This window comes from Tritonibacter litoralis (genome assembly GCF_009496005.1).
GTDB classification, from domain to species: Bacteria; Pseudomonadota; Alphaproteobacteria; order Rhodobacterales; family Rhodobacteraceae; genus Epibacterium; species Epibacterium litoralis.
Genome location: NZ_WIBF01000002.1, coordinates 1 through 21297, shown reverse-complemented (window position 1 = coordinate 21297; position 21297 = coordinate 1). Strand labels below are relative to the sequence as shown.

Here is a 21297-nt window from a genome sequence, read left to right as displayed (position 1 = left end):
AGAAATCCACCAATAACGCTATGGTGTACCTCCGTTGGTTCTGCTTAATCTTCTTTGCGGATCTGTGACAAGGCCCGGATTGCCAAAGGTCTCGAAAGACTACGTTTTTCGCTAAGGGACAGGTGGTCCAGCTGGTCCACAATCCGAGCCGCAGACGCAAAGGTCCGGTCCATATGCGCCACCAAATATGGGATCACATCCGGTTTTGGCGCGATCTGGCGATCGTTGAATAGTTTTGCCAAAACCACAGCCAGCAGCGCATCATCGGGTGCTTCCAAGGCCGCATGGGTGGCGGCTTGCACCCGGCTTTGCAGGTCCGCCAGGGTCAACCCCCACAGATTTGGCGCAGGCCGGCCGGTCATCATCAGCTGATGCCCCGCTGCCAGCACCAGATTATGCAGGTGAAACAGCGCTTCCTGCGCTTCGGGATCCAGCGCGATGTCCGGCACATCTTCCACCACCACCGGCCCCTCGGACAGCATCGGCAGATCCTCATAAGGAAGAGCATGCGCGGGGATAATCCACGCCCCGCTCTGGCGCGCCCAGACATGGGCCAGATGCGTTTTGCCCGCGCCCTTGAGTCCCGTCAGCACCAGTTTGCCGCTGGGCCAGTGAAACGCAGGATCCAGCAGCGCCACCGCCATGGCATTGGACGGCGCCACAAAGAAATCCTCTCGCTCAAGCGCAGGCTTACTGGGTAGGTCAAAACTTAACTGTTGGGCCATTCAGGCCGCGTCCTCATCGTCGTCCCGGCGCAGGGCAATCCCGCGATAAAGGCGGCTGTCCAGATATTGATCAATCAGGAACCGCGCCAAAACCCCAAGGGCTGCCGCAAAAGGCACCGCCACCAGCATGCCGACAAAGCCAAACAGCGCCCCAAACACCGACAAGGCCAACAGCAGCCAGACCGGGTGCAGCCCAACCGAGCTGCCCACCAGCTTGGGCGTCAGGTAATTGCCTTCGACAATCTGCCCGGCAATAAAGATCGCCGCCACCACGCCAATGCGCATCCAATCGGTGGCATAGGTCACGGTGTCGCCATTCACCACCTCAATCGCGCCCCAATATTGGAAAATCGCCAGACCAATGGCCAGCGCCCCGCCGATCAACGAGCCGAGGTAGGGGATAAAGGTCACAAGCCCCGCAACAAAGCCAACCGCCAGGCCAAAGTTCAGCCCCACCGCCATCAGCGCCACCGCGTAATAGGTGCCCAGGATCAGGCAGACCGTGCCCATGCCGCGAATGAACGACGCCAGCACCGCATCAATGTCACCGGCCAGCTGGCGAATAATCGGCGCGTGATCGCGCGGCAACAGCGCATCGATGCGTTCAATCATCCGGTCCCAATCCAACAGCAGATAAACCGCCACCACGGGCACAATCACCAACAGGATCAACACGTTTAACAGCGACACAGCCGAGCCCAGGGCGGTTTCCAGGATCACCACCGATTTGTCCCGCAGGCTGTTGGTCACGGTGAGCACCAGCTGATGCATGCGGCTGTCCTGGTCAAAGATCTGCGGGAAATGCTCTTGGGCAAAGCCGCGCAAATGGCCAAGCGCCTCGGGCAGGACCCGTACCAGATCAATCATCTGGCCAATCAGGCTTGGCAGCACGATGATCAACATCACCAGAAACACCACTACCGCGCCAATGGTAATGGCCGCCGTCGCACCGGTGCGCGACATCCCCCAGGCCTCCAGCCGGTCCGCCACGGGATCAATCAAATAGGCAATCGCCGCACCCAGGATAAAGGGCAACAGCACATGCCCCAGCGCCCACATGACAACGGCAAACACAAGGGCTGCAATGCCCCAATACTGAAACTGTTTCTTTGCAGGCAAGGCCATGGGAAAGATCCTTCGACGGTTCAACCGCTGCGAAGTTCCCTCATGTCACGGCGCGGTGCAAGTGCAAACCTGCAACAGAAAAACGACAGGGGCCAACTGGCCCGGCAAAGGCCCTGCGGGTCTCTCAGACGGCGGTCAGCGACCGCTTTTCCAGCGGTTCACCAAGCGCCATGAGGTCGTCCAGACGCAGGGGCTTGGCAAGGCAGGCATCAAAGCCCGCGGCCAGATAGCCTTCGACCTGTTCGTCAAAGACATTGGCAGTCACCGCCACCGCAAACCCAAGGCTCAGCCCCTCAGCCGCCAGATCGGCGGCGCGCAGGGCCTGAATGACCTCGACACCCGTCAGGCCGGGCATCTGAATATCCAGCAGCAACATGTCAAACCCACCGTCAGAGGCCAGAATAACCGCCTCTTCTCCGTCTTCAGCCAGCACTACAGTCGCGCCCAGCTGTTCCAGCATGCGACGGATCAGCATGCGGTTGGCACCACTGTCATCGGCGACCAGCACGCGCGCACCACGGAACCCCGTGGCCCCGCTGTGGGTCTTGCGCGCAGGCGGCGGCGGCGGGGCCGCAAGTCGGGGCAGTGGCAGATCAAAACTGAACTCTGCGCCTTTGCCCAGGGTGCTGCGTGCAGAGATATCGCCGCCCATCAGGCTGACAATGCTTTTGACAATGGCCAGCCCCAAACCAGTGCCACCTTTCTTGCGGGCAACAGAAGCCTCGGCCTGGCTGTAGGGTTCAAACAGTTTCAACAGCAGTTCCGGTGGGATGCCGCAGCCCGAATCGCGCACCCGCACCCCAAGGCCCGCCTGATCGGCCGTGAGGCTCAAAACGACCCGCCCTGTGTCAGTGAATTTCACCGCATTGCTGACCAGATTGGACAGCACCTGTTGCAGGCGGAAGGCATCCCCGCGCCGCATTTCACCGGGCTCAAACCCATTGAGCTTCAGCTCAAGCGCAATGCCCTTGGCCTCGGCGTTGGGGGAGAACAGTTTGTGCACCTCGCGCGCGACTGCACAGGGATCAAAGGGCGCTTCTTCCAGCTCCATCCGGCCCGCATCAACTTTGGACAGATCCAGCGCATCGTTCAGAAGCCGCAACAGGTTCTGGGCCGACCGGTCAATGGTCTCCACCAGTTCCTCGCGCTCTCCTGGGTTTATGTTCAGCCGCAGCAGATCAACGCCGCCGATGATTCCATTCAAAGGCGTGCGGATTTCATGGCTCATATGGGCCAGAAAACTCTCGCGGGAGGCAGCCGCCTCGCGGGCTTTTTCTTCCGCGATCTCAGTCTCTTTCAACGCCTGCTTGAGCGAGATCTGCTCGTCCACACATTGCGCAATCTGCGTCAGCAGGCGAATGTCCTCATCACTCCAGGCGCGCGGCTCGGTCGCCGTGACGCACAGCACCCCCACGCAGCTGCGCGACGGCAGGTGCAAGGGCACCCCCAGATAGGCGCGGCATTCATCGGTGCTGTCGATTTTGTCCTCCAGGACCCGCGCGTCCCGGGGCGCGTCTTCCACCGCAATCGGCCCCTTTTCCGCCAGCACCTCGCGGCTGAAACTGCGGCTCAGCTGGTAGCGCGCGCCAGTACAGTCGCCGCAGTCATAAGCTCCGGTGCAGGCGGCGCTTTTGACATACAGCGCGTCATGGCTGGCCAGGCCAAAGATCACCATGGCGCGTTCCACATTCAACAGCCGCGCGGCAAGTTCGGTCAGATTGTCAAAGGCGCGTTCCCGGGGCGCATCCACGAGCTCGAGATCATAGAGGATGAACTCCTCTTGGATGGCAAAATGCTCTTGCGGAAAGATCATATCGTTCACAGGCGATCCTGTCGGCCCCTTTGGCAGCGCCGGGCCCATTGGTGTCGTTGCAGTTATAATCCGTCGCATCGTGCCGCGCGGAAGGGGCGTTTCAACGCAACGCTACCGAAAAATCCTTACCAGAACCTTCTTTTGGTGCGCATCAAATGCAGCTTTCTGCACGTTGCCGAACCAAAACCGCAGGCGGCGGGGCAGGCAGATCAGACGAACGTGGATAAGCCGGCGACAGAGTGGGATTTTCTGGGGATGGGGTGGGATTGGGCAGCTAGCGGGCGTGAAACACTCTGTTTCTCAGTGGCGGGCAACCTATGCTTGTGATCTGGCCATCTTCGATCATGATGACCTTACTTTTTTTAGGATCTATTTGATGACAAAAACAATTTTTGCACGCATCTGTGCGGTGAGCCTTGCCCTGTCCTGCGTGGGGATGGCGATGTGGTGGTTTGACCACTACGATTGGGATCAGGGCGTGCGGTTCGCGCAACGTTCCAATAACTTTTTGGTGCTCTTGTTTACGGCCCTTTTGCCCGTGGCTTGCTTTCCTACCGATAAATTCACCACCGGCTTTCAAAAATGGGCCGCCCGAGAGAGCGCATGGCAATTTCGGCTTCTGTTTGCGTGGCAAATTACGATGACGGTTGTGGTCTTTCATTGGCTTGCGGCGATCCCGGTGTGGGTGGTTTTGGGCCTGTTCACGCCATTTGTTGCAGCCTTTATTTTCCCAGGATTTGCCTATGACGACGCATCAAGCGTCTCAGAAGTGCCGTCAGACGCACCGGAAACAGGATCCGGTGGAGGGTCTTTGGACAAGGCCCATATCGCGCAACGCTATCGTACAGAACAATGGATTGGCTCGGTTTTTTTGATCGCATTCGTGATCGTGTCTTTTGTAAGTGTCAGTTTTTATATAAGAATTTCGCGGCCAGCGCTTTGGACGGACGTGGTTTGGATGATCGGTTTGTGTTCGATAAGCGTCGCGGCTTCGAGGGATTGGTACAAATGGATTCTCGCCCCTGTGATTGATGCGGCCCGGCGTTTTAAATGCACTGCACTGCTTAAATATACTCTCTTGGTGGGTTGGATGCTGTTTTTTCCAACAGCAAAGGACACGTTGCCCTATTGGATCACCAAATATGGCGGATATGATGTGGTCGATACGGTTGAGGTGAAATCCCGCAAGTGGTTCCCGGATCGCCCTTTTTGCAAAGGTGAATTGGAAATCAGGGGTCGTGAAGTGTATGATTATGAGCTTTGTTTTGAAAAGAGCTCTGACTTTGCCGGTCTGGAAGTGGGTGCCAAAGCAACCGCAACGGAGCGTCGATCGTCCTCTGGGCGTTATGTTTCCGAAATACGGGTGATGAAGTGATGTGCCTATCGCTGAAAACGTCCCTGATCCAGTGTGGGGCTCGTCACACCACGCGAGTTAAGCCCCTCATTTTGTTGTTAAACCGATGCGACCGGGGAGCAAGTTTATGAATCGAACCTATGTTGCGACGCACTGTGCCTTGCTCTTTGGTATGGGCTACCTCGGGGCGATGATCTGGGCTCTTGATCAGGCAGATGGCATAACCTTCTATCGACAGCTTCACCCATTGTGGTCGGTGCTCACCGTGTTCGTCTGTTTCGCGTCGTTGCAGCCACTTGTCGCTGCGGAGTTTACACATTGGCTGATGCGTGAGGCTTCGGGCAAAAGGCGGTGGGTGATGCGCCAAGTCGCAATTGGGTTTGTTGTCTTTGGGTTGTTTCTTTTGGTCGGGGTTCTGCAAGCTCCGAGCTGGCTGGTGGCTGTTACGCTGATCCCCTTTACACTTGCCTTTGTGTATCCAGGCTTTGCCTTTCCACCGGAGGTCAAAGCGCAAGGCATCGACTGGGACAGCCCCTCGCATTTGCCAACGCGGCTGCATTGGGTGGGACTGTTCGTCATTTCGGTCTTTCTCATGGAGGTATGGTTGACGCCGCAGTTCTACAGCTCAGACGCGCGGGAGGCGGGCGGCCTCAAAGTGCCCGGAATTGTCATCGCAATTGCGGTGGGTTACGGGGGTAAAATCTTGCAGAACCGCAAGGCCAGACATGTGCCGTTTTTGCCAATGCTGAAGCTGCAGGAAACGCGTTGGACGGTCATTTGGTTTCAGGTGTTTTTCATATGCGTCGCCGTGATGAGCCATTTGATTGTGTTCCACAGTTTCGCGCCTTATCTTTTCACCAAAACAATGGGGGAAGATCTGCGCCAACAGGGGCAGATCCAATCACGCCGTTGGGAGCCGCATCGGGACGCCTGCAAGGGCAAAGTTGGTCTATTGGCGAACACTGGGCAGTTGTTCGAGATCTGTTTTGATAACGAAAACGATCTGCCTCGTTTTACGGAAGGTGCCACTGTCAATATGGTCGTACGTACCTCCTATGCGGGCTTTTACATCACGGAAATGGCGGTTCCGGGCGGCTCATAACATGCCATCAACCCTTGCCCCGCCGGGCGTTGGCTTCTAAACCACTCCTCAAACCTCAAGACACAGTTGATGGAGCCCAGATGCGCCTGTCCCGTTACTTCCTGCCGGTTCTCAAAGAGAACCCCTCCGAGGCCCAGATTGTCAGCCATCGCCTGATGCTGCGCGCGGGTATGATCAAACAGTCTTCGGCTGGGATTTATTCCTGGCTGCCGCTGGGCTTTAAGGTGCTGAAAAAGATCGAAGGCATCGTGCACGAAGAACAGATGCGCGCGGGCCATGTGCCGATGCTGATGCCGACGATCCAGCCGGCGGAGCTGTGGAAAGAGAGCGGGCGCTATGATGATTACGGTCAGGAAATGCTGCGCATCACGGATCGTCATGACCGCGATATGCTGTTTGGCCCGACCAACGAGGAGATGATCACCGACATCTTCCGGGCGCATGTGAATTCCTACAAAGACCTGCCGCTGACGCTGTATCATATCCAGTGGAAGTTCCGCGACGAGATCCGCCCGCGGTTCGGGGTGATGCGGGGGCGCGAGTTCTATATGAAGGACGGGTATAACTTTGACCTGACCAAAGAGGACGCGCTGCATGCCTATAACCGCCATCTGGTGAGCTACCTGCGCACCTATGAACGCATGGGCCTGCAGGCGATCCCGATGCGCGCCGATGGCGGCCCGATTGGCGGCGATTACACCCATGAGTTCCTGGTGCTGGCCGAAACCGGCGAGAGTGAGGTCTTCTATGACAGCGCGGTGACCGATCTGTCCTTTGGTGATCGTGAGATTGACTATGACAGTGTTGAACAATGCCAGGGCGTGCTGGAAGAGTTCACCACCAAATACGCCCGCACCGATGAGACCCATGACGAGGCGCTGTTCAACGAGATCCCCGAAGACCGCCGCCGCGTGGCGCGCGGGATTGAGGTCGGCCAGATCTTCTATTTCGGCACCAAATATTCCGAGAGCATGGGCGCCACCGTACAAACCGGCGATGGCAAGCCGCAGCCGGTCCATATGGGCAGCCACGGTATCGGTGTGTCTCGTCTCTTGGGCGCGATCATCGAAGCCAATCACGACGACAGCGGTATCATCTGGCCCGAAGGCGTGACCCCGTTCCACTGTGGTATCGTCAACCTGAAACAGGGCGACGAGGCAGCGGATGCTGCGTGTGACGATCTCTACAAGGCGCTGACCGCAGCCGGTCTTGATCCGCTTTATGACGACCGCAAAGAACGCGCAGGCGGCAAGTTTGCCACCATGGATCTGATCGGTCTGCCCTGGCGCATCACCGTGGGTCCGCGCGGTCTGAAAAACGGCGTGGTCGAACTGACCTCCCGCCGCAGTGGCGAAAGCGAAGAACTGGCGCCCGAGGCGGCGGTGGCCAAGATCGTTGAGATTTATGAGGCTCACCCGAGCCCGCAGGGGTTCTGATCCCACTTAGCGTCTCGTAGACTGCCACCTAGTAAAAGCCCCTCGTCTGCCGGTGCAGGCGAGGGGCTTTTTCGGCGCAAGCACGTGATCTGCGCCGATGCCATTCCTCCCCCTCCGATTACGGATGTTTGCGTCGCACAAATACTCCCGCCCGGCCTGCGGGGATTTAAAATCCCCTTGGCCAGTTGGGCGTGGCACCGGGCCAAAGGCCCGGTGCCACGCCCAACGCCTGAGCCGGTTCTCTGCGTCAGCAGAGGGCAGGTGAAGGGGGCGGGAGGATTTGGTTCAATGGATCAAACAGCAAAACCCCCGCCAGGCTGCGCTGACGGGGGTGAAAATGCCATTGCGCGATCCCTTGGGGCGATACCCCAAAGGGAGAGATCTGCCGCTTACAGGAGGAAGGTAAAGCTGTCGGCCGTCAGTTCCTCGGCGTCCACACCAGCCAGAACCAGCGTGTCGCCGTCGCCCAGATCAATCCAGGTGCGGTGGCCGCGTCCTACAATTGCGTCATCCAGCTGCTCAAAGCTGCTCAGACCTTCGATCGCCAGAACAATCATGTCTTCGTCAACATCAAAATCTGTGATCCGGTCAACGTCATCACCCGCTTCAAACAAGAAGCTGTCGGCACCTGCGCCGCCTCTCAGAATATCAAAACCTTCGCCGCCGGTCAGAACATCATCACCGGTGCCGCCATTGAGCACGTCATGGCCCAGACCACCATCCAGAACGTCGTTGCCTGTTTTGCCACGCAGCACATCTGCACCGGCTCCCCCATAAAGCGCATCATTGCCAGCGCCGCCATGCAGACGATCCCAGCCTGCGCCACCGTCCAACACGTCGTCGCCTGCATTGCCGCGCAGGACGTCATTGCCTTCGCCGCCCTTCAGCTCGTCCCAGCCACCGCGACCGCGCAGGATATCATTGCCCGCACCGGCGTCGATGATGTCATCGGCTGAGCTGCCCACAAGCTTTTCTGAGGATGCATCGCCGGTGGTGAACGCAACGGTGTTGATGTGAACATCAGCCACGGTCACGCCCTCTTGGGTGAAGTCACCAGCCTCTGCGTCGATGCGCACGCCAGCTGCGGTGACGCCGCCCAGGATCGAGCCTTCGCCTTCTGGCAGGAAGCCCGCGTGCTGCTGTACAACGCCGTTTTCGTCTTCGCCTGTGTTTGGCGCAGTCTGGTTGAGGAAGGCGGCGTCCTGCTCGGTGTTGACCTCGGTGCCGGCATCCTGCACGTCAGAGCCCGCAAAATGCAGCTCTTGCGCGCCCAGGAAGTTGCCTTCGGCATCAAACAGCTTCAGCGCTTCTGCGGCACCGATGAAGGCGTCGTTGGACGGCAGGATCATCGCCGCCAGTGACAGATATGCATTCTGGGTGCCGTCCACCGACAAGATGGTGGCGCCATGGGCCGATGGGTTCAGCGGACCACCGGCGGAATTGACAACAACACCGGTCTGGGCGTCGGCGTCAAAGCTTTGCACTTCTGCATTGATCACAGAAACATTGAAGTCTTCTGCCAATGCTTCCAGACCTGCGGATGCCGCTTCGCCAGGATTATAGACGTCAAAACCTTTGTCATGAGCTGCAAACCACAGCGGGGTCAAAAATGTGCCGCCCAGGGGGGAGGTGTTTTTAAATGAAATGCGAATTTCGGTCATGGTAGGGTTCTCCTGCGGGTTAAGACCTGACCGACCATTTGCAGAAAACATGAGGTTGTGGAGCGACAATTTCCTCACGCGGTGTCACATAGGCTTTATCAATGTGTGAGCTCACTGCCGTGTCATTTTAAGTAATAAAAATATGGTGTTACGTCAGTATATTGTGGTGCGAATTCGTCATTTTGTTAGGAGGTTTTTAACCATCTCTCACCTCCTGCACAAAGCTGCAAGTGCCTCGTGATGGGATTGATTTTTCAATCGATGGCAAATTATGCAGAAGGGTTAATAGAGGTTTAATCCACCACCGCGCCGCGACACGGTTCCCGGCCCACTTACGAGTTAAAGCCGAAAAAGGAATCAAAAAATGCATGGGATTTTTGCATTTAACAGGCGCTGAATTCGGGGTGACATGATTTGCAAAAATGCAAATATGGGTCCGTTTGTTTCTCCCGCCCCACATCATGTGATCCGACGTCTTCGCCCCTGTGGGGGCTCGGAGAGCTGAGCTCTGGCTTGCCTCAGCGCTTCACGCTAGGCCTTGCTGGTGGCCTCAGGATATAGGCCACAAAAAAACCCGCCAGGCGAACCTGGCGGGGAAAGGATCCAAAGATCACATTTCGGACTTAGCCAAAGAGGAAGTTATCCGCGCTCAGCTCGTCGAAGGTGACGCCATTGACGACCAGGACATCGCCCTCGCCAAAGTTCAGAACAGTGCGTTGATCGTTTGCAACCGAGAAGGCCGCCAGATCATCATAGCTTTCGACACCGTCGATGCTCAGCGCGATATAGTCTTCTTCGACGTCAAAATCGCGGATGCGATCACGGTCGTAGTCATCTGCAAAGACAAAGGTGTCTTCGCCACGGCCGCCGGTCAGATAGTCGCGACCAGCGCCACCGTCGATGACGTCATTGCCACGGCCGCCAAACACAAAGTCGAGCCCGTTGCCGCCTTCCACGATGTCATTGCCGTTACCGCCATACAGTTTGTCCGCGCCTGCGCCGCCGGTCAGGTGATCCCAACCGTTGCCGCCAAAGATCACGTCATTGCCGCCTTCGCCGTTCAGCACATCCCAGCCCGCACGGCCAAAGATCACGTCATGGCCATTGCCTGCGGATACAATGTCATCCACCGCGGTGCCTTGAACCAGATCAGTGGCATCGGTGCCGGTGGTTTCGGCAAATTCGTTGATGTGGACGGTCGCGATGCCTGCACCCTCTTGGGTGAAATCGGCCACGTCCGGGTCGATAAAGGCGTCGGCCGCATTGGTGCCGCCCAGGATCGAACCTTCGCCTTCCGGCAGGAAGCCTTCGTGCACGGTGACAACACCGTTTTCATCTTCGCCAGTATTTGGACCCATCTGGTTGATAAAGGCTGCGTCCAGTTCGGTGTTTTCCTCGGTGCCGGCATCCAGCACATCGGATCCTTCAAAGGTGATGTTTTTGACACCGGTAAAGGCACCGGTCTCATCAAACAGTTTGATTTCTTCTTCGGTGCCAACAAAGGCGTCGTTGGACGGCAGGATCATCGCCGCCAGCGAGATATAGGCGTTTTGGGTGCCGTCGATGGTGACGGTTGTCGCTGTACGCTCGGCAGTGGCGATTGGGCCGTTTGCGCCCAGAACAGCGCCGGTCACGGCATCGGCATCAAATGCGGTGACTTCTTCGTTGATCGGAGCAAAGTTGCCGTCTTCGGCCAATGCCTCCAGACCGGCAGAGGACGCTTCGCCGAGGTTAAAGACGTCAAAGCCTTCATCGTGGGCTGCAAACCAGAACGGGGTGAGGAAGGTGCCGCCTGTTGGGGAAGTGTTCTGCACGGCAATGCGAATATCGGTCATTAGGGTTCTCCTTGGGGTAATGATCCTGACCAGACAATGCGTTGAAAAGCATAACTGAAATAGACCAAGACCCTTCACGGTTGTTCACAACACAAAAACAGATGTGTGAATTAATATGTGATCAAGATTAGTGAACCAAAATAATGACTTACAGCGCGTAATTTATGCTTTACTTCGGCCATTTAATTACGTTTGGTTAACTATTTTCTGTCTGTCCCGCGCAGGTGTGATGCGGTGTTAGAATTGGTTTTATCCGTCAAAGTCTACACAGGCATTGATGGGATAAACCCCGTTAAAGAAACGGGTGCCAAGCGGTGAGTGCCTGTCTTCATGTTGCTCGCAAAGGGTGAGCGCAACTGTGCCTTTTGACAAATCTTTCTGCCAGACGGCTTGCCTTTGCCCAAGCGAGCAGAGTTTATAGGGCCAAAGAAAAACCGGAGCAGACATGGCCACGTCCCCCGCTACCCGAGGTGCTAAAACGCCACCCCCTTTTTCGCGTTTCGAATGGATCATTGCCTGGCGTTACTTGCGCGCGCGGCGCAGCGAAGGTGGGGTCAGCGTGATGACCTGGATCTCGTTGATCGGGATCACCTTGGCGGTGTTTGCGCTGATTGCGACGATGGCCGTGCGTTCCGGATTTCGGTCTGAATTTGTCGGCACCATTCTGGGGGCCAATGCCCATGTGACGATCTATTCCCAAGGGGTGGTGAACGAGCATGGCCGTATTGACCGCACCATTGCTGAGTATGATGCGATGGCAGTTCGGCTGGCGGCGGTGCCCGGTGTCATTCGCGCCGCACCCCTGGTCAAAGGGCAGGTGATGGCCGCCCGCCGGGATCGCAACGCAGGCGTGCAGGTCTTTGGCATCACCGGCGAAAACCTTGCCGATATTCCGGGGGTTGCGGGCAGTGACGACGCGATTGGCGATCTGGCCCGCTTTGATGCGGGGATTGCCATCGGGTCTGGCATTGCGCGGGAACTTGGGGTGACCATCGGCGACCGGATCAAGCTGATTTCCCCCAATGGAGTCAAAACCGCCTTTGGCACATCGCCGCGGGTCAATGCTTATGAGGTGGTCTATATCTTTACAGCCGGGCGATATGACATCGACCGCACTCGCGTTTATATGCCCTTTGCCGAGGCGCAGAGCTATTTCAACCGCGAAGGGGTCGCCGATGAGATCGAGGTGATGCTGGAACAGCCGGAACAGGTGCAGGATCTGGTGTTGCCCCTGTGGCGTGCGGCGGGCGAAGAGGTGGCGGCCTGGACCTGGCGCGATGCCTCGGGCAGTTTCCTACGCGCGCTGGAGGTGGAGGACAATGTGATGTTCATCATCCTGTCGATCCTGGTTCTGATTGCGGCGATGAACATTGTATCGGGCCTGATTATGCTGGTTAAGAACAAGGGGCGCGATATTGGCATCCTGCGCACCATCGGGTTGAGCGAGGCCTCGGTGATGCGGGTGTTCTTTATCTGCGGTGCCTTTACTGGCGTGATCGGCACCGCGCTGGGGGTGATCCTGGGGTGTCTCTTTGCGATCTATATCGATCCGATCTTTTCCTTTGTGAACTATATGATGGGAGGCGGGGTCTGGGATCCGTCGATCCGGGGGATCTATGCGCTGCCGGCCGAGCTGCATCTGGGCGATGTTCTGCGCGCGGTGGGCCTGTCGTTGGGTCTGTCCTTTGTGGTGACAATTTTTCCCGCGCGCCGTGCGGCGCGGCTGAACCCGGTGGAGGCGCTGCGCTATGAGTGATGTGATGTTGGCGCTGAAGGGCGTCGAAAAGGTCTATAATGCCGGAAAGCCCAATGCGGTTGAGGTTCTGCGCGGGGTGGATCTGGAGCTGAAGGCCGGAGAGCTGGTGGCGCTGGTGGCACCTTCGGGCTCGGGCAAGTCGACGCTGCTGCATATTGCGGGTCTCCTGGACAGTGCCGATGGCGGTGATGTTGCGGTCGGCGGCGAACGCGTGCCGCAGGTGAAGGGCGAGGGCAAACGCACTGCTCTGAGACGGCGGGACATCGGTTTTGTCTATCAATTTCATCACCTTCTGCCGGAGTTCTCGGCGACCGAGAATATTGTCCTGCCACAGCTTGCAAATGGTGTAAGCGACCGCCAAGCTCAGGCGCGCGCCGCCGAACTGTTGGCGCTGGTGGGGCTGGAGCACCGCGGCGCGCATCGTCCGGCCGCGCTTTCTGGCGGCGAGCAGCAGCGCGTGGCCTTTTGTCGGGCGGTGGCCAATCAGCCGCGCATTTTGCTGGCGGATGAGCCGACGGGGAACCTGGATCCGGGCACGTCAGACCAGGTGTTTGAGGCGCTGATGACACTGGTGCGGGGCAGTGGGATGGCCGCATTGATCGCCACTCACAATCTGGATCTGGCCGCCCGAATGGACCGGATTGTCCGCCTTGAGGCTGGGCGTTTGGTTGCAGGTTAAGACGAAGCTGTGTTGCGATGCGTCGGGCCGCAAGGCCCTCCGCCCATGGGAATGGGCGGACCCGCGCGCGCCAGGGCAGCCCTGCTGCCCTGGCGCGCGCCTGCGCTTGTGGCGACTGTCTCCTGTCTGATCAGGCCAGTTGGGTGATGCCAACGCCCAGTGCCATCACCGCGATGCCCGCCGCCCGCAGCCAGCCCAGGGGGGTCACTTGCGCGCCAAAGAGGCCAAAGTGATCGATCGCGGCGGCTGAGATCAGCTGCCCCAGAAGCACAAAGAACACCGCATTTCCAACCCCAAACTGCGGCGCGATATGGGTGATGGTCAGCACGTAGAAGGCAATCAGAACGCCAGCCAGCAGCAGATGGCGGGGCGCGTCCAAGACTTTGGACAGGGATTGGCTGCCGGAAAACAGAACCATCACCGCCGCACTGCTGGCCAGGGCCACGGCAAAGAGCACCACAGCCGCAACCGTGGGCGAGCCGATCAGGCGGCCCAGGGCTGCGTTCAGGGCAGCCAGGATTGGAATGCCGATACCTGCGGCCAGCATGATCAGCGCGTAATGGGTCACGTGGGTGATCCTCCCTCAAACAACCTGTGGCGCCACTCTGCAATTGTGGGTGGTGGCGGGCAAGGGAAGTTTCTGCACGCGTCGTAGCGTCGTGGCTTTGGCGGCACCTCAGGCACAGATCCCGGAAAGCTCCGCATCCCGCCAGGGCAAGACCACCTCTTGTTGTGTGCTTTTGGGCAAGGGGGCCACCGGCATCACTGCGGCCAACATGTCGTGGATGCGGCGGGTGCGTGCGCCCTGGGGGGCAAGGGCGCGGCAGCAGACGTATTCTTCGACAATGGCACCCTGTTGTTCAAAGCCATAGTCCAGGAAATTCGACGATTGCGTGAGGTCAAACAGATAGGGGTCCGTGGCCCCGCCATGTTCTGAAGCTGCCCTGAGCGGGTGATAGCCGGTCACTGCCCGGTTCTGCCATTGCCAGATATGGGTGGCCTCATGGGCGACCAGCATCGCCTCGACCAGATAAAGCCGGTCGGGGAAGCGCGGCATATAATTGGGTTCGTACCAGTTTTTGGTCAGAAACACCCGGTTGAACAGGGCGACAGCAGCGGGGCGGGCGCGGACCACGCCGGGCTCTACCGGCGGCAGGATGCGTTCGCGACAGGCCACGCGGGGGCGGGTCTGGCGGTAGACTTTGATCGGCAGGACCGGCGCGCCTTGCACAAACCGGACCCGGTCGAGGTTGATCGCATCCCCGTGGATCTCACCGAGAAAGGCACGCTCTTCTACCGTGAGAGGGCGGCCACAGGTCGCCAGGATCAGAAGAAAAAGGAGAGCGGCCCGCCACATTGCGGTGTCCCTAAACGCTCAGGGCGAGGATGCGGCTCATCTCGGTCAGGCTGCGGCCTGATTGTTCGCCCCATGTATTAAACGCCTCTTGTACTTTTTTCAGCGCGCCTTTGGAGGTGGCTGGCTTGTCGATCACCCCTTCGGCCACAAGCCGGGCGGTCACATCCTGGCTGAGGATAAAGGCATCCCGGCCCGCAAAGCGCATGGCGTATTGGCCGGTGGCCCCACCCAGGCGGCTGCCGCGTTTCTTGAGCATGTCCAATAGACCCACGTAATCGGTGGAAGGCCAGCCGCCCAGCACCTGACCCGCGCCGCCTTCGCTGCGCAGCTCAAGGAGGAAGGCCGCATTGTCGCGCACCGTCTGGATCTTGGCACCGTTGCGGACAATCCGTGTGTCCTGCAGCAGCGCATCAAAGCCTTCGTCATCCATCATCGCATTTTTGCCGATGTCAAAACCAGAAAAGGCGTCTTCGAACCCCTCCCATTTGGCGGCGATCACCTTCCACTGAAAGCCTGCCTGAAACACACATCTGGTCATGGTGGCCAGCCAGCGATCCTCAGACAGGGTGGTGATGTCCGGGGCGGGGCCGTGGTCCCCGTCGTTCAGTCGCGCTTCAAGCGCCTCTGTGCCGCCCTGACGGTCGGCGGCAATGTCGTAGATTTCGTCAAAAGAGCGCATCAGGTTTTCCTGTTTGGCGTGAGCTCGACCAGCGATTTGCCAAGGCGAAAGGGCGCGGCAAAGCTGACGAGGCAGAGAGCGATGATTTGAAACAATAGGATATGCGCATTGGCCTGCAGAACCTCCCATTCGGTTTTCAGCTGGTCCACCTGGGCGATCAGATCATCATAGGCGCGGGCGATGATCAGATAATCACCTGCAATCGCGGGCACTTTGCGGCGCAGATTGTCGACGGCGGTCTGGGTTGGGATATCCAGCGTGGTAAAGACCAGAAACGGCGCGGGGTCAAAGGCATTGGCCTGGGCTTTTTTGGTTGCCATCTCTTCCATGGGCGTGTCGGAGCCAAAGATGCGCAGGCTTTGCAGAGGGGCTACCTCGCGGGTGACGGCAAGAAACAGCGGCAGGTCGGCGTTGCCTGCGGTAGAGGCGGAGAGAAACTCGACCTTGTCGCACAACACGGCGGTGTCGGGATCATAGGCTGGATCGCAGAACCGGAGGCGGAAGCGGGCGGCGTCGCGGTCAAAAGCATCGGTGGCGGCAAAGGCGATGTCGATCTGGCGGTCGATGCGCGAGGAATCCTGGGTGTAGATCCCGGCGATGACCGCGGCGATGGCGCCAAAGCCGCCAAGCACCACCCAGACCAGATCTGCAATGCGCCAGGCGCGGTGGCCCGCGGGTTTGCGAAACAGAAACAGCGTGCCGGCACAGCCCAGCAGAAAGAACAGCGCAATCAGGGGGAGCTGGTTATCGGTGATAAAGGTCACGGGGCTCTCTTTTGCCGAAGAAATTTATTTGAGCTTAGGGCGCAACAAAGTCCCCGATCAACCGTCTGAGGCGGCGTCGAGCAAAATGGTGATCACGGTTTTGTGTGGCCTGTGTTGGGATTTAAGTATTTTTGAAAAGATGAAAGCAGGCCGTGGGTCGTCTGTGTGGCGAAGGGGGGGCGGCCGCCCGATGCGGAGGGCCGGGGGTGGGGGTGTTTCCCCGATCAGAAGCGCTTCTGGAAGCGGTCGGCCCTGCACCTGGTCGCGGGATTTTAATCCCGGTCATAAGGTGGTCTGGGGGCGCGTTCGCGGTCCCGTGTCTCCGTCATATGTGCGCCCCGGCGTGCCAGGCCAGGGCGGGTCTGTCCGGACGGGGTTCAAAATAGCACGCGCGGTTTAACAGCGCCTGAGGCCTGCGTGCGCAAGGGACGCAACAGGGGCAAAGGGGGCGCAACAGGCGCGCAAGGGGGGGCGTCAGAGGGCGTTTAACACCAGGTCAAAAAGCGCGATATTGTCTTTGCGTTTGCGGAAGTAATAGACCAGCCCCTTGTCAGTTCGATAGGTTGTGGTGGCCATTTTGGCGCGCAGGGTCTCTCCCGTTTTCAGCGTGCCTTCGACGATTTTGCCGGGGCGGGTTTTCCGGAGACCGAGGACGCGCATCAGGGCTTCGTCGGGCGCGCGGGAGAGGGCAAACCGGCCGTGCATGAGGGTTCCGTTGGATTTGAGGGCGAAGGTGAGCGTGTCGACTGTGTAAAACCAGGTTTGGTCGCCCTGTTGGGTGTTCTTTTCCTCAAGAAAATAGAAGATCTGGCCAAACTGGGGGTGGGTGATGCGTTGCAGCGGGCGGACCTTGTGGGTGCTGCGGTGTTTTTCGCGTTTGGACATGGCGAGAATGCTTGCGTGGTATCTCTCAGCAAAGCCGGCCAGCTCGCCTGTGAATTTTTGGCAGTGGTAGGAGAGAGACCCATGGGGGTTAACCGTGAGTTGGTCGTACGGGCGGGGGTGGCGGCTCCAATAAGGTCGATCTAGAGCGAAGCTGTAGGAATAGATCGACACGCCGTTGGCATTGCTGTCCCGCTTGGTCTTGCGGCTCCAGCGGGGGTCGGCGATGGCGGCGGTTGGACAGTGGTCCAGCGACAGGCGGCTGGGCGCAAAGGGGACGGCGCTGGGGTCATAGAGGGGGGCGGTTTGGGCCAGCGCGGCGGGTGCCAGGGCGAGGGCGATTAGGGTGGCCAGGGCGGTCGGGGCGGTCCTGCGGATCAGGCGGCGCGGGGAGGGCGGCATCAACACAACCTTTCAGCGGCGGCACAAAAGGCCGCGTATATGAACAAACAAAAACGAGGGTCGGCTGCGGCCCAGTTTGACGGTTTGCCGGTGTCGATCAAGCGTTTTGCGGGCGGTGGCTGCGCTCCATTTGCCGCTTGTCAGCTGACCGTGACCACGCGGGTGTTTTGGCGGCTGCACAGGTCGCGGCTGGCCTCGGGCAGGGGGGCATTGGTGATGAACATGTCCACATCCCCCAATGAGCCAATGCGTACGGGGGCTTTGCGGTCGTATTTGGAGATGTCAGAGGCCAGGATGACTTTGTCACTGTGGGAGATAATGGCCTTGCTGATGCCCACCTCCTGGATGTCGTAATCCATCACATCCCCGGCTTCGTTGATGGCAGAGCAGCCGATCACCGCATAGTCAAATCGGAATTGGGAGATGGTGGCGCGGGCCAGTTCGCCGATCAGCCCGCCGTCCCAGCGGCGCAGATTGCCGCCGGTGACCACCACCTGAATATCCGGATTGGCCGACAAGATGGTGGCGATATTGACGTTATTGGTCACCACCAGAAGGCCCAGATGGTTCATCAGCTCTGCCGCCACCGCTTCGGTTGTGGTGCCGATGTTGAGAAACAGGGAACAATCATTGGGGATGTGTTTGGCGCATTCGCGGGCGATGTCGACCTTGGCTGCGAGGTTCAGATCGCGCCGCTCGCTGTAGCCGATATTGGCGGTGGTCGAGGGCAGGATGGCGCCGCCGTGGACGCGTTCCAGCTCTCCTGCGTCGGCCAGTTCACTGAGATCGCGACGGATGGTTTGCGGGGTCACGCCAAAGTGGTCGACCAGGCCTTCCACGGTCACTTTGCCTTCGCGGCGGGCGATATTGATGATCTCGGGTTTGCGAAGGGTCTGAACCATTGGCTGCCTGCAAGTGAATAGGTTTGATGTTCGTTTTAGCGCGTTTTTTCGATTTCGCACCAGTTTTTCGTTCTCTTTTTGTGGAACGCGGAGAAAATAGGCCTAAATCATCGATTGGAGGCCCAAAAATAGTCATTTAATTTAAGCGCTTGCGTGAAAGCGCGCGCAAACGAACATTTTTCGCTTCCAATTGCTATCGGTTTTTGTCACCTTCTGGGCATTCGCCAAGAGCTGCGAATTGTGGAGGATCAGATGACGACGACTTTCGACCTGCTGGTGATCGGCGGGGGGATCAATGGTTGCGGGATCGCGCGGGATGCGTCGGGACGTGGCCTGCGGGTTGGTCTGGCAGAAATGAATGACCTGGGCTCGGCGACATCTGCGGCGTCGACCAAGCTGTTCCACGGCGGTTTGCGGTATCTGGAATATTTTGAATTTCGACTGGTGCGCGAAGCCCTGATTGAGCGCGAGACCCTGTTGCGGGCGATGCCGCATATCTCGTGGCCGATGCGGTTTGTGCTGCCCTATCACAAGAGCATGCGGTTTGATTCCACCACGCCGACATCCAAACTGTTGAGCCTGGCGATGCCCTGGATGAAGGGGCGCAGGCCTGCGTGGCTGATCCGGCTTGGCCTGTTTCTCTATGACAATCTGGGCGGGCGCGAAATCCTGCCGGGGACGTCCAAGGTGGATCTGAAGGCCGGTCCCGAGGGCAAGGGGTTGGTGGATAAATTCGCCAAAGCCTATGAATATTCGGATTGCTGGATCGAAGACTCGCGTCTGGTTGTGCTGAATGCGCGCGACGCTGAGGCGCGCGGTGCCAAGATTATGCCGCGGCAAAAGGTGATCTCTGCCGATGTGGTGGATGGGATCTGGCATGTGACGCTGCGCGATATGGACAGCGGTGCCGAGCAGGTTGTGACGGCAGGCATGGTTGTGAACGCTGCGGGCCCCTGGGTTGGTGATGTTCTGCGCGGCACCCTGCGCAGCAACGGCACCAGCGGTGTGCGTCTGGTGCGTGGTTCGCATATCGTCACCAAACGTCTGTTTGATCATGACAAATGTTACTTCCTGCAGGGCACCGACGGGCGCATTATCTTTGCTATCCCGTATGAGACGGATTTCACCCTGATCGGCACGACGGATGCCGACCATCAGGATGCCAGCATCAAACCGGAGTGTACTGCGGAAGAGCAGGACTATCTGATCAACTTTATCAACCAATACATCGCCAAGCCGATTTCGACAGAGGATGTGGTGTGGACCTATTCCGGTGTGCGGCCGCTTTATGATGATGGGGCCAGCAGCGCGACGGCGGCAACGCGGGATTATGTCTTGCAGCTGGACAAAAGCCGAGGTGCGCCTGCGCTGAATGTTTTTGGCGGGAAGATCACCACCTATCGCCGTTTGGCCGAAAGCGCGCTGGAGAAGATCCAGACTGTGTTCCCGGCGGCGAATAAACCCTGGACTGCGGGTGTTGCCTTGCCGGGCGGGGACTTCCCGGTGGATGGCGTGGCGCAGATGATCTCTGATCTGATGAAACAATTCGCCTTTTTGGATGAGCGTTGGGCCACACGTCTGGTCAAAGCCTATGGCAGTGAGGCGCGTGACATTCTGAAGGGGGCCGCGATCAAAGACGATCTGGGGCAGGATTTTGGTGCCACGCTCACCGAGCGTGAGGTGAATTGGCTGATTGAAAAAGAATACGCGCGCTGTGCTGCCGATGTGGTGTGGCGGCGCAGCAAACTGGGCCTACGTCTGAGTAAAGAGGAAATCTCTGCTTTGGACATTTGGATGAAAAGTCGCGTGGCGGCCGGTGTGACTGCCGCGGCGAAATAGGGGGGAGCTATGACGCTCGAGTTAAAAGATGTGTCAAAGGTGGTGAATGGGGCGACCCATATATATCCCACCAATCTGACACTGAACAAAGGGACGATGAACGTTCTGTTGGGGCCGACGCTTTCGGGCAAGACCTCGTTGATGCGTCTGATGGCGGGTCTGGACGCGCCGAGCAAAGGCAAGATCTTTTGGGAAGGCAATGATGTCACCGGTATGCGGGTGCAGGATCGTCAGGTGGCGATGGTGTATCAGCAGTTCATCAACTACCCGTCGATGACTGTTTACGACAATATCGCGTCACCGCTGCGGCTGATGGGGAAATCCAGTGCCGAGATTGACGCCGCAGTGAACAAGGCTGCGGATCTGATGCAGCTGTCGCCGATGTTGCGGCGCAAGCCGCTGGAACTGTCCGGTGGTCAGCAGCAACGTTGTGCGCTGGCGCGCGCGCTGGTCAAGGACGCGGGTCTGGTTCTGCTGGATGAGCCTTTGGCGAACCTGGATTACAAACTGCGCGAAGAGCTGCGGGTGGAGATCCCGAAGATCTTTGAAGAGGCGGGATCCATCTTTGTCTATGCCACAACCGAGCCGGAAGAGGCGCTGTTGTTGGGGGGCAATACCGCCACCATGTGGGAAGGCCGCGTGACCCAGTTTGGTCTGACGCCGTACGTTTACCGCCAGCCGGTGGATGCAACCACCGCGCGGGTGTTCAGCGATCCGCCGATGAACTTCCTGAAGGTGTCCAAGACGGGCACAAAGATCATGTTTGGCGATGGTCAGACCGCAGATGCCGTGGGTCCGATGGCGGATCTGGCCGATGGGCGCTATGTGGCGGGGTTCCGTCCCAACCATGTGGAGATCACCCCCCATGCGGCGGGGCTGATGACGTTTGACACCCGTCTGGTTGTGACTGAGCTGACCGGGTCCGAGACATTTGTGCATTTGGACCACCATGGTGAGACCTGGGTGGGGCTGGTGCATGGGATCCA

At 58.6% G+C, this 21297-nt stretch carries 18 protein-coding genes; 7 read left to right on the top strand and 11 right to left on the bottom strand.

Going from position 1 to position 21297, the window contains the following annotated elements; genetic code table 11:
• Positions 1 to 44: 44 nt before the first annotated feature.
• The 3 genes from GFB49_RS04285 to GFB49_RS04275 form a co-directional block, all read right to left on the bottom strand.
• Positions 45 to 725, bottom strand: coding sequence for an HdaA/DnaA family protein (locus GFB49_RS04285; RefSeq protein WP_153214591.1), 681 nt, complete (start codon positions 723 to 725; stop codon positions 45 to 47).
• The gene (locus tag GFB49_RS04280; protein WP_153214590.1) at positions 726 to 1850 is read right to left on the bottom strand and encodes an AI-2E family transporter; all 1125 of its coding nucleotides are present in this window, start codon (positions 1848 to 1850) and stop codon (positions 726 to 728) included.
• 124 nt (positions 1851 to 1974) lie between these two features.
• Positions 1975 to 3663, bottom strand: coding sequence for an ATP-binding protein (locus GFB49_RS04275; RefSeq protein ID WP_246149632.1), 1689 nt, complete (start codon positions 3661 to 3663; stop codon positions 1975 to 1977).
• 283 nt (positions 3664 to 3946) lie between these two features.
• On the opposite strand from GFB49_RS04275, the gene GFB49_RS04270 reads away from it, so the two are divergent.
• The 3 genes from GFB49_RS04270 to proS all read left to right on the top strand — a co-directional run bounded on the left by GFB49_RS04270 (position 3947) and on the right by proS (position 7555).
• Positions 3947 to 5038 carry a hypothetical protein gene (locus tag GFB49_RS04270; RefSeq protein ID WP_153214588.1) on the top strand — a complete coding sequence of 364 codons (1092 nt, stop codon included), beginning with the start codon at positions 3947 to 3949 and terminating at the stop codon, positions 5036 to 5038.
• A gap of 106 nt (positions 5039 to 5144) precedes the next feature.
• Positions 5145 to 6119, top strand: coding sequence for a hypothetical protein (locus tag GFB49_RS04265; protein WP_153214587.1), 975 nt, complete (start codon positions 5145 to 5147; stop codon positions 6117 to 6119).
• 80 nt (positions 6120 to 6199) lie between these two features.
• Entirely contained in the window at positions 6200 to 7555 is a 1356-nt protein-coding gene (gene proS / locus GFB49_RS04260) for a proline--tRNA ligase (RefSeq protein WP_153214586.1), read from the top strand.
• Between the two features lie 389 nt (positions 7556 to 7944).
• On the opposite strand, the gene GFB49_RS21350 is transcribed toward proS, so the two are convergent.
• Complete coding sequence (locus GFB49_RS21350; RefSeq protein ID WP_194269258.1) at positions 7945 to 9216, bottom strand: spondin domain-containing protein; 1272 nt, start codon at positions 9214 to 9216, stop codon at positions 7945 to 7947.
• Positions 9217 to 9839: 623 nt separating this feature from the next.
• Positions 9840 to 11051 (bottom strand): spondin domain-containing protein, encoded by a 1212-nt coding sequence (locus GFB49_RS04250; protein ID WP_153214584.1) that lies wholly within the window; start codon positions 11049 to 11051, stop codon positions 9840 to 9842.
• A gap of 445 nt (positions 11052 to 11496) precedes the next feature.
• On the opposite strand from GFB49_RS04250, the gene GFB49_RS04245 reads away from it, so the two are divergent.
• The gene (locus tag GFB49_RS04245; protein ID WP_153214583.1) at positions 11497 to 12807 is read left to right on the top strand and encodes a lipoprotein-releasing ABC transporter permease subunit; all 1311 of its coding nucleotides are present in this window, start codon (positions 11497 to 11499) and stop codon (positions 12805 to 12807) included.
• A complete protein-coding gene (locus GFB49_RS04240; protein WP_153214582.1) occupies positions 12800 to 13486 on the top strand; it encodes an ABC transporter ATP-binding protein in 687 nt (228 codons plus the stop codon). The genes GFB49_RS04245 and GFB49_RS04240 overlap by 8 nt, the downstream gene beginning before the upstream one ends.
• 130 nt (positions 13487 to 13616) lie before the next feature.
• Here the strand turns inward: GFB49_RS04240 and GFB49_RS04235 are convergent, their stop codons facing one another.
• The 6 genes from GFB49_RS04235 to GFB49_RS04210 all read right to left on the bottom strand — a co-directional run bounded on the left by GFB49_RS04235 (position 13617) and on the right by GFB49_RS04210 (position 18472).
• The gene (locus tag GFB49_RS04235) at positions 13617 to 14054 is read right to left on the bottom strand and encodes a DMT family transporter (protein ID WP_343032469.1); all 438 of its coding nucleotides are present in this window, start codon (positions 14052 to 14054) and stop codon (positions 13617 to 13619) included.
• Between the two features lie 108 nt (positions 14055 to 14162).
• Positions 14163 to 14843 (bottom strand): hypothetical protein, encoded by a 681-nt coding sequence (locus GFB49_RS04230; protein WP_153214581.1) that lies wholly within the window; start codon positions 14841 to 14843, stop codon positions 14163 to 14165.
• Positions 14844 to 14853: 10 nt separating this feature from the next.
• Complete coding sequence (locus GFB49_RS04225; RefSeq protein ID WP_153214580.1) at positions 14854 to 15522, bottom strand: DNA-3-methyladenine glycosylase I; 669 nt, start codon at positions 15520 to 15522, stop codon at positions 14854 to 14856.
• Positions 15522 to 16286, bottom strand: a complete 765-nt coding sequence (locus tag GFB49_RS04220) for a hypothetical protein (RefSeq protein WP_343032468.1) — start codon at positions 16284 to 16286, stop codon at positions 15522 to 15524. Before GFB49_RS04220 ends, GFB49_RS04225 begins: the two co-directional genes overlap by 1 nt.
• 474 nt (positions 16287 to 16760) lie before the next feature.
• Entirely contained in the window at positions 16761 to 17570 is an 810-nt protein-coding gene (locus tag GFB49_RS04215) for a hypothetical protein (protein WP_153214579.1), read from the bottom strand.
• Positions 17571 to 17710: 140 nt separating this feature from the next.
• Positions 17711 to 18472 carry a DeoR/GlpR family DNA-binding transcription regulator gene (locus GFB49_RS04210; protein WP_153214578.1) on the bottom strand — a complete coding sequence of 254 codons (762 nt, stop codon included), beginning with the start codon at positions 18470 to 18472 and terminating at the stop codon, positions 17711 to 17713.
• 252 nt (positions 18473 to 18724) lie between these two features.
• Here GFB49_RS04210 and glpD point away from each other — a divergent pair, with 252 nt between their 5' ends.
• Positions 18725 to 20311 (top strand): glycerol-3-phosphate dehydrogenase, encoded by a 1587-nt coding sequence (gene glpD / locus GFB49_RS04205; protein WP_153214577.1) that lies wholly within the window; start codon positions 18725 to 18727, stop codon positions 20309 to 20311.
• A gap of 9 nt (positions 20312 to 20320) precedes the next feature.
• A partial coding sequence (locus tag GFB49_RS04200; protein ID WP_153214576.1) for an ABC transporter ATP-binding protein occupies positions 20321 to 21297 on the top strand: 977 nt, incomplete at its 3' end.

Coding starts and splice junctions, on each gene's coding strand:
- GFB49_RS04285 (WP_153214591.1), bottom strand. CDS start 725: ATGGCCCAACAGTTAAGTTTTGACCTACCCAGTAAGCCTGCGCTTGAG.
- glpD (WP_153214577.1), top strand. CDS start 18,725: ATGACGACGACTTTCGACCTGCTGGTGATCGGCGGGGGGATCAATGGT.
- GFB49_RS04275 (WP_246149632.1), bottom strand. CDS start 3,663: ATGATCTTTCCGCAAGAGCATTTTGCCATCCAAGAGGAGTTCATCCTC.
- GFB49_RS04210 (WP_153214578.1), bottom strand. CDS start 18,472: ATGGTTCAGACCCTTCGCAAACCCGAGATCATCAATATCGCCCGCCGC.
- GFB49_RS04215 (WP_153214579.1), bottom strand. CDS start 17,570: ATGCCGCCCTCCCCGCGCCGCCTGATCCGCAGGACCGCCCCGACCGCC.
- GFB49_RS04280 (WP_153214590.1), bottom strand. CDS start 1,850: ATGGCCTTGCCTGCAAAGAAACAGTTTCAGTATTGGGGCATTGCAGCC.
- GFB49_RS04245 (WP_153214583.1), top strand. CDS start 11,497: ATGGCCACGTCCCCCGCTACCCGAGGTGCTAAAACGCCACCCCCTTTT.
- GFB49_RS04250 (WP_153214584.1), bottom strand. CDS start 11,051: ATGACCGATATTCGCATTGCCGTGCAGAACACTTCCCCAACAGGCGGC.
- GFB49_RS04240 (WP_153214582.1), top strand. CDS start 12,800: ATGAGTGATGTGATGTTGGCGCTGAAGGGCGTCGAAAAGGTCTATAAT.
- GFB49_RS04230 (WP_153214581.1), bottom strand. CDS start 14,843: ATGTGGCGGGCCGCTCTCCTTTTTCTTCTGATCCTGGCGACCTGTGGC.
- GFB49_RS04225 (WP_153214580.1), bottom strand. CDS start 15,522: ATGCGCTCTTTTGACGAAATCTACGACATTGCCGCCGACCGTCAGGGC.
- proS (WP_153214586.1), top strand. CDS start 6,200: ATGCGCCTGTCCCGTTACTTCCTGCCGGTTCTCAAAGAGAACCCCTCC.
- GFB49_RS04265 (WP_153214587.1), top strand. CDS start 5,145: ATGAATCGAACCTATGTTGCGACGCACTGTGCCTTGCTCTTTGGTATG.
- GFB49_RS21350 (WP_194269258.1), bottom strand. CDS start 9,216: ATGACCGAAATTCGCATTTCATTTAAAAACACCTCCCCCCTGGGCGGC.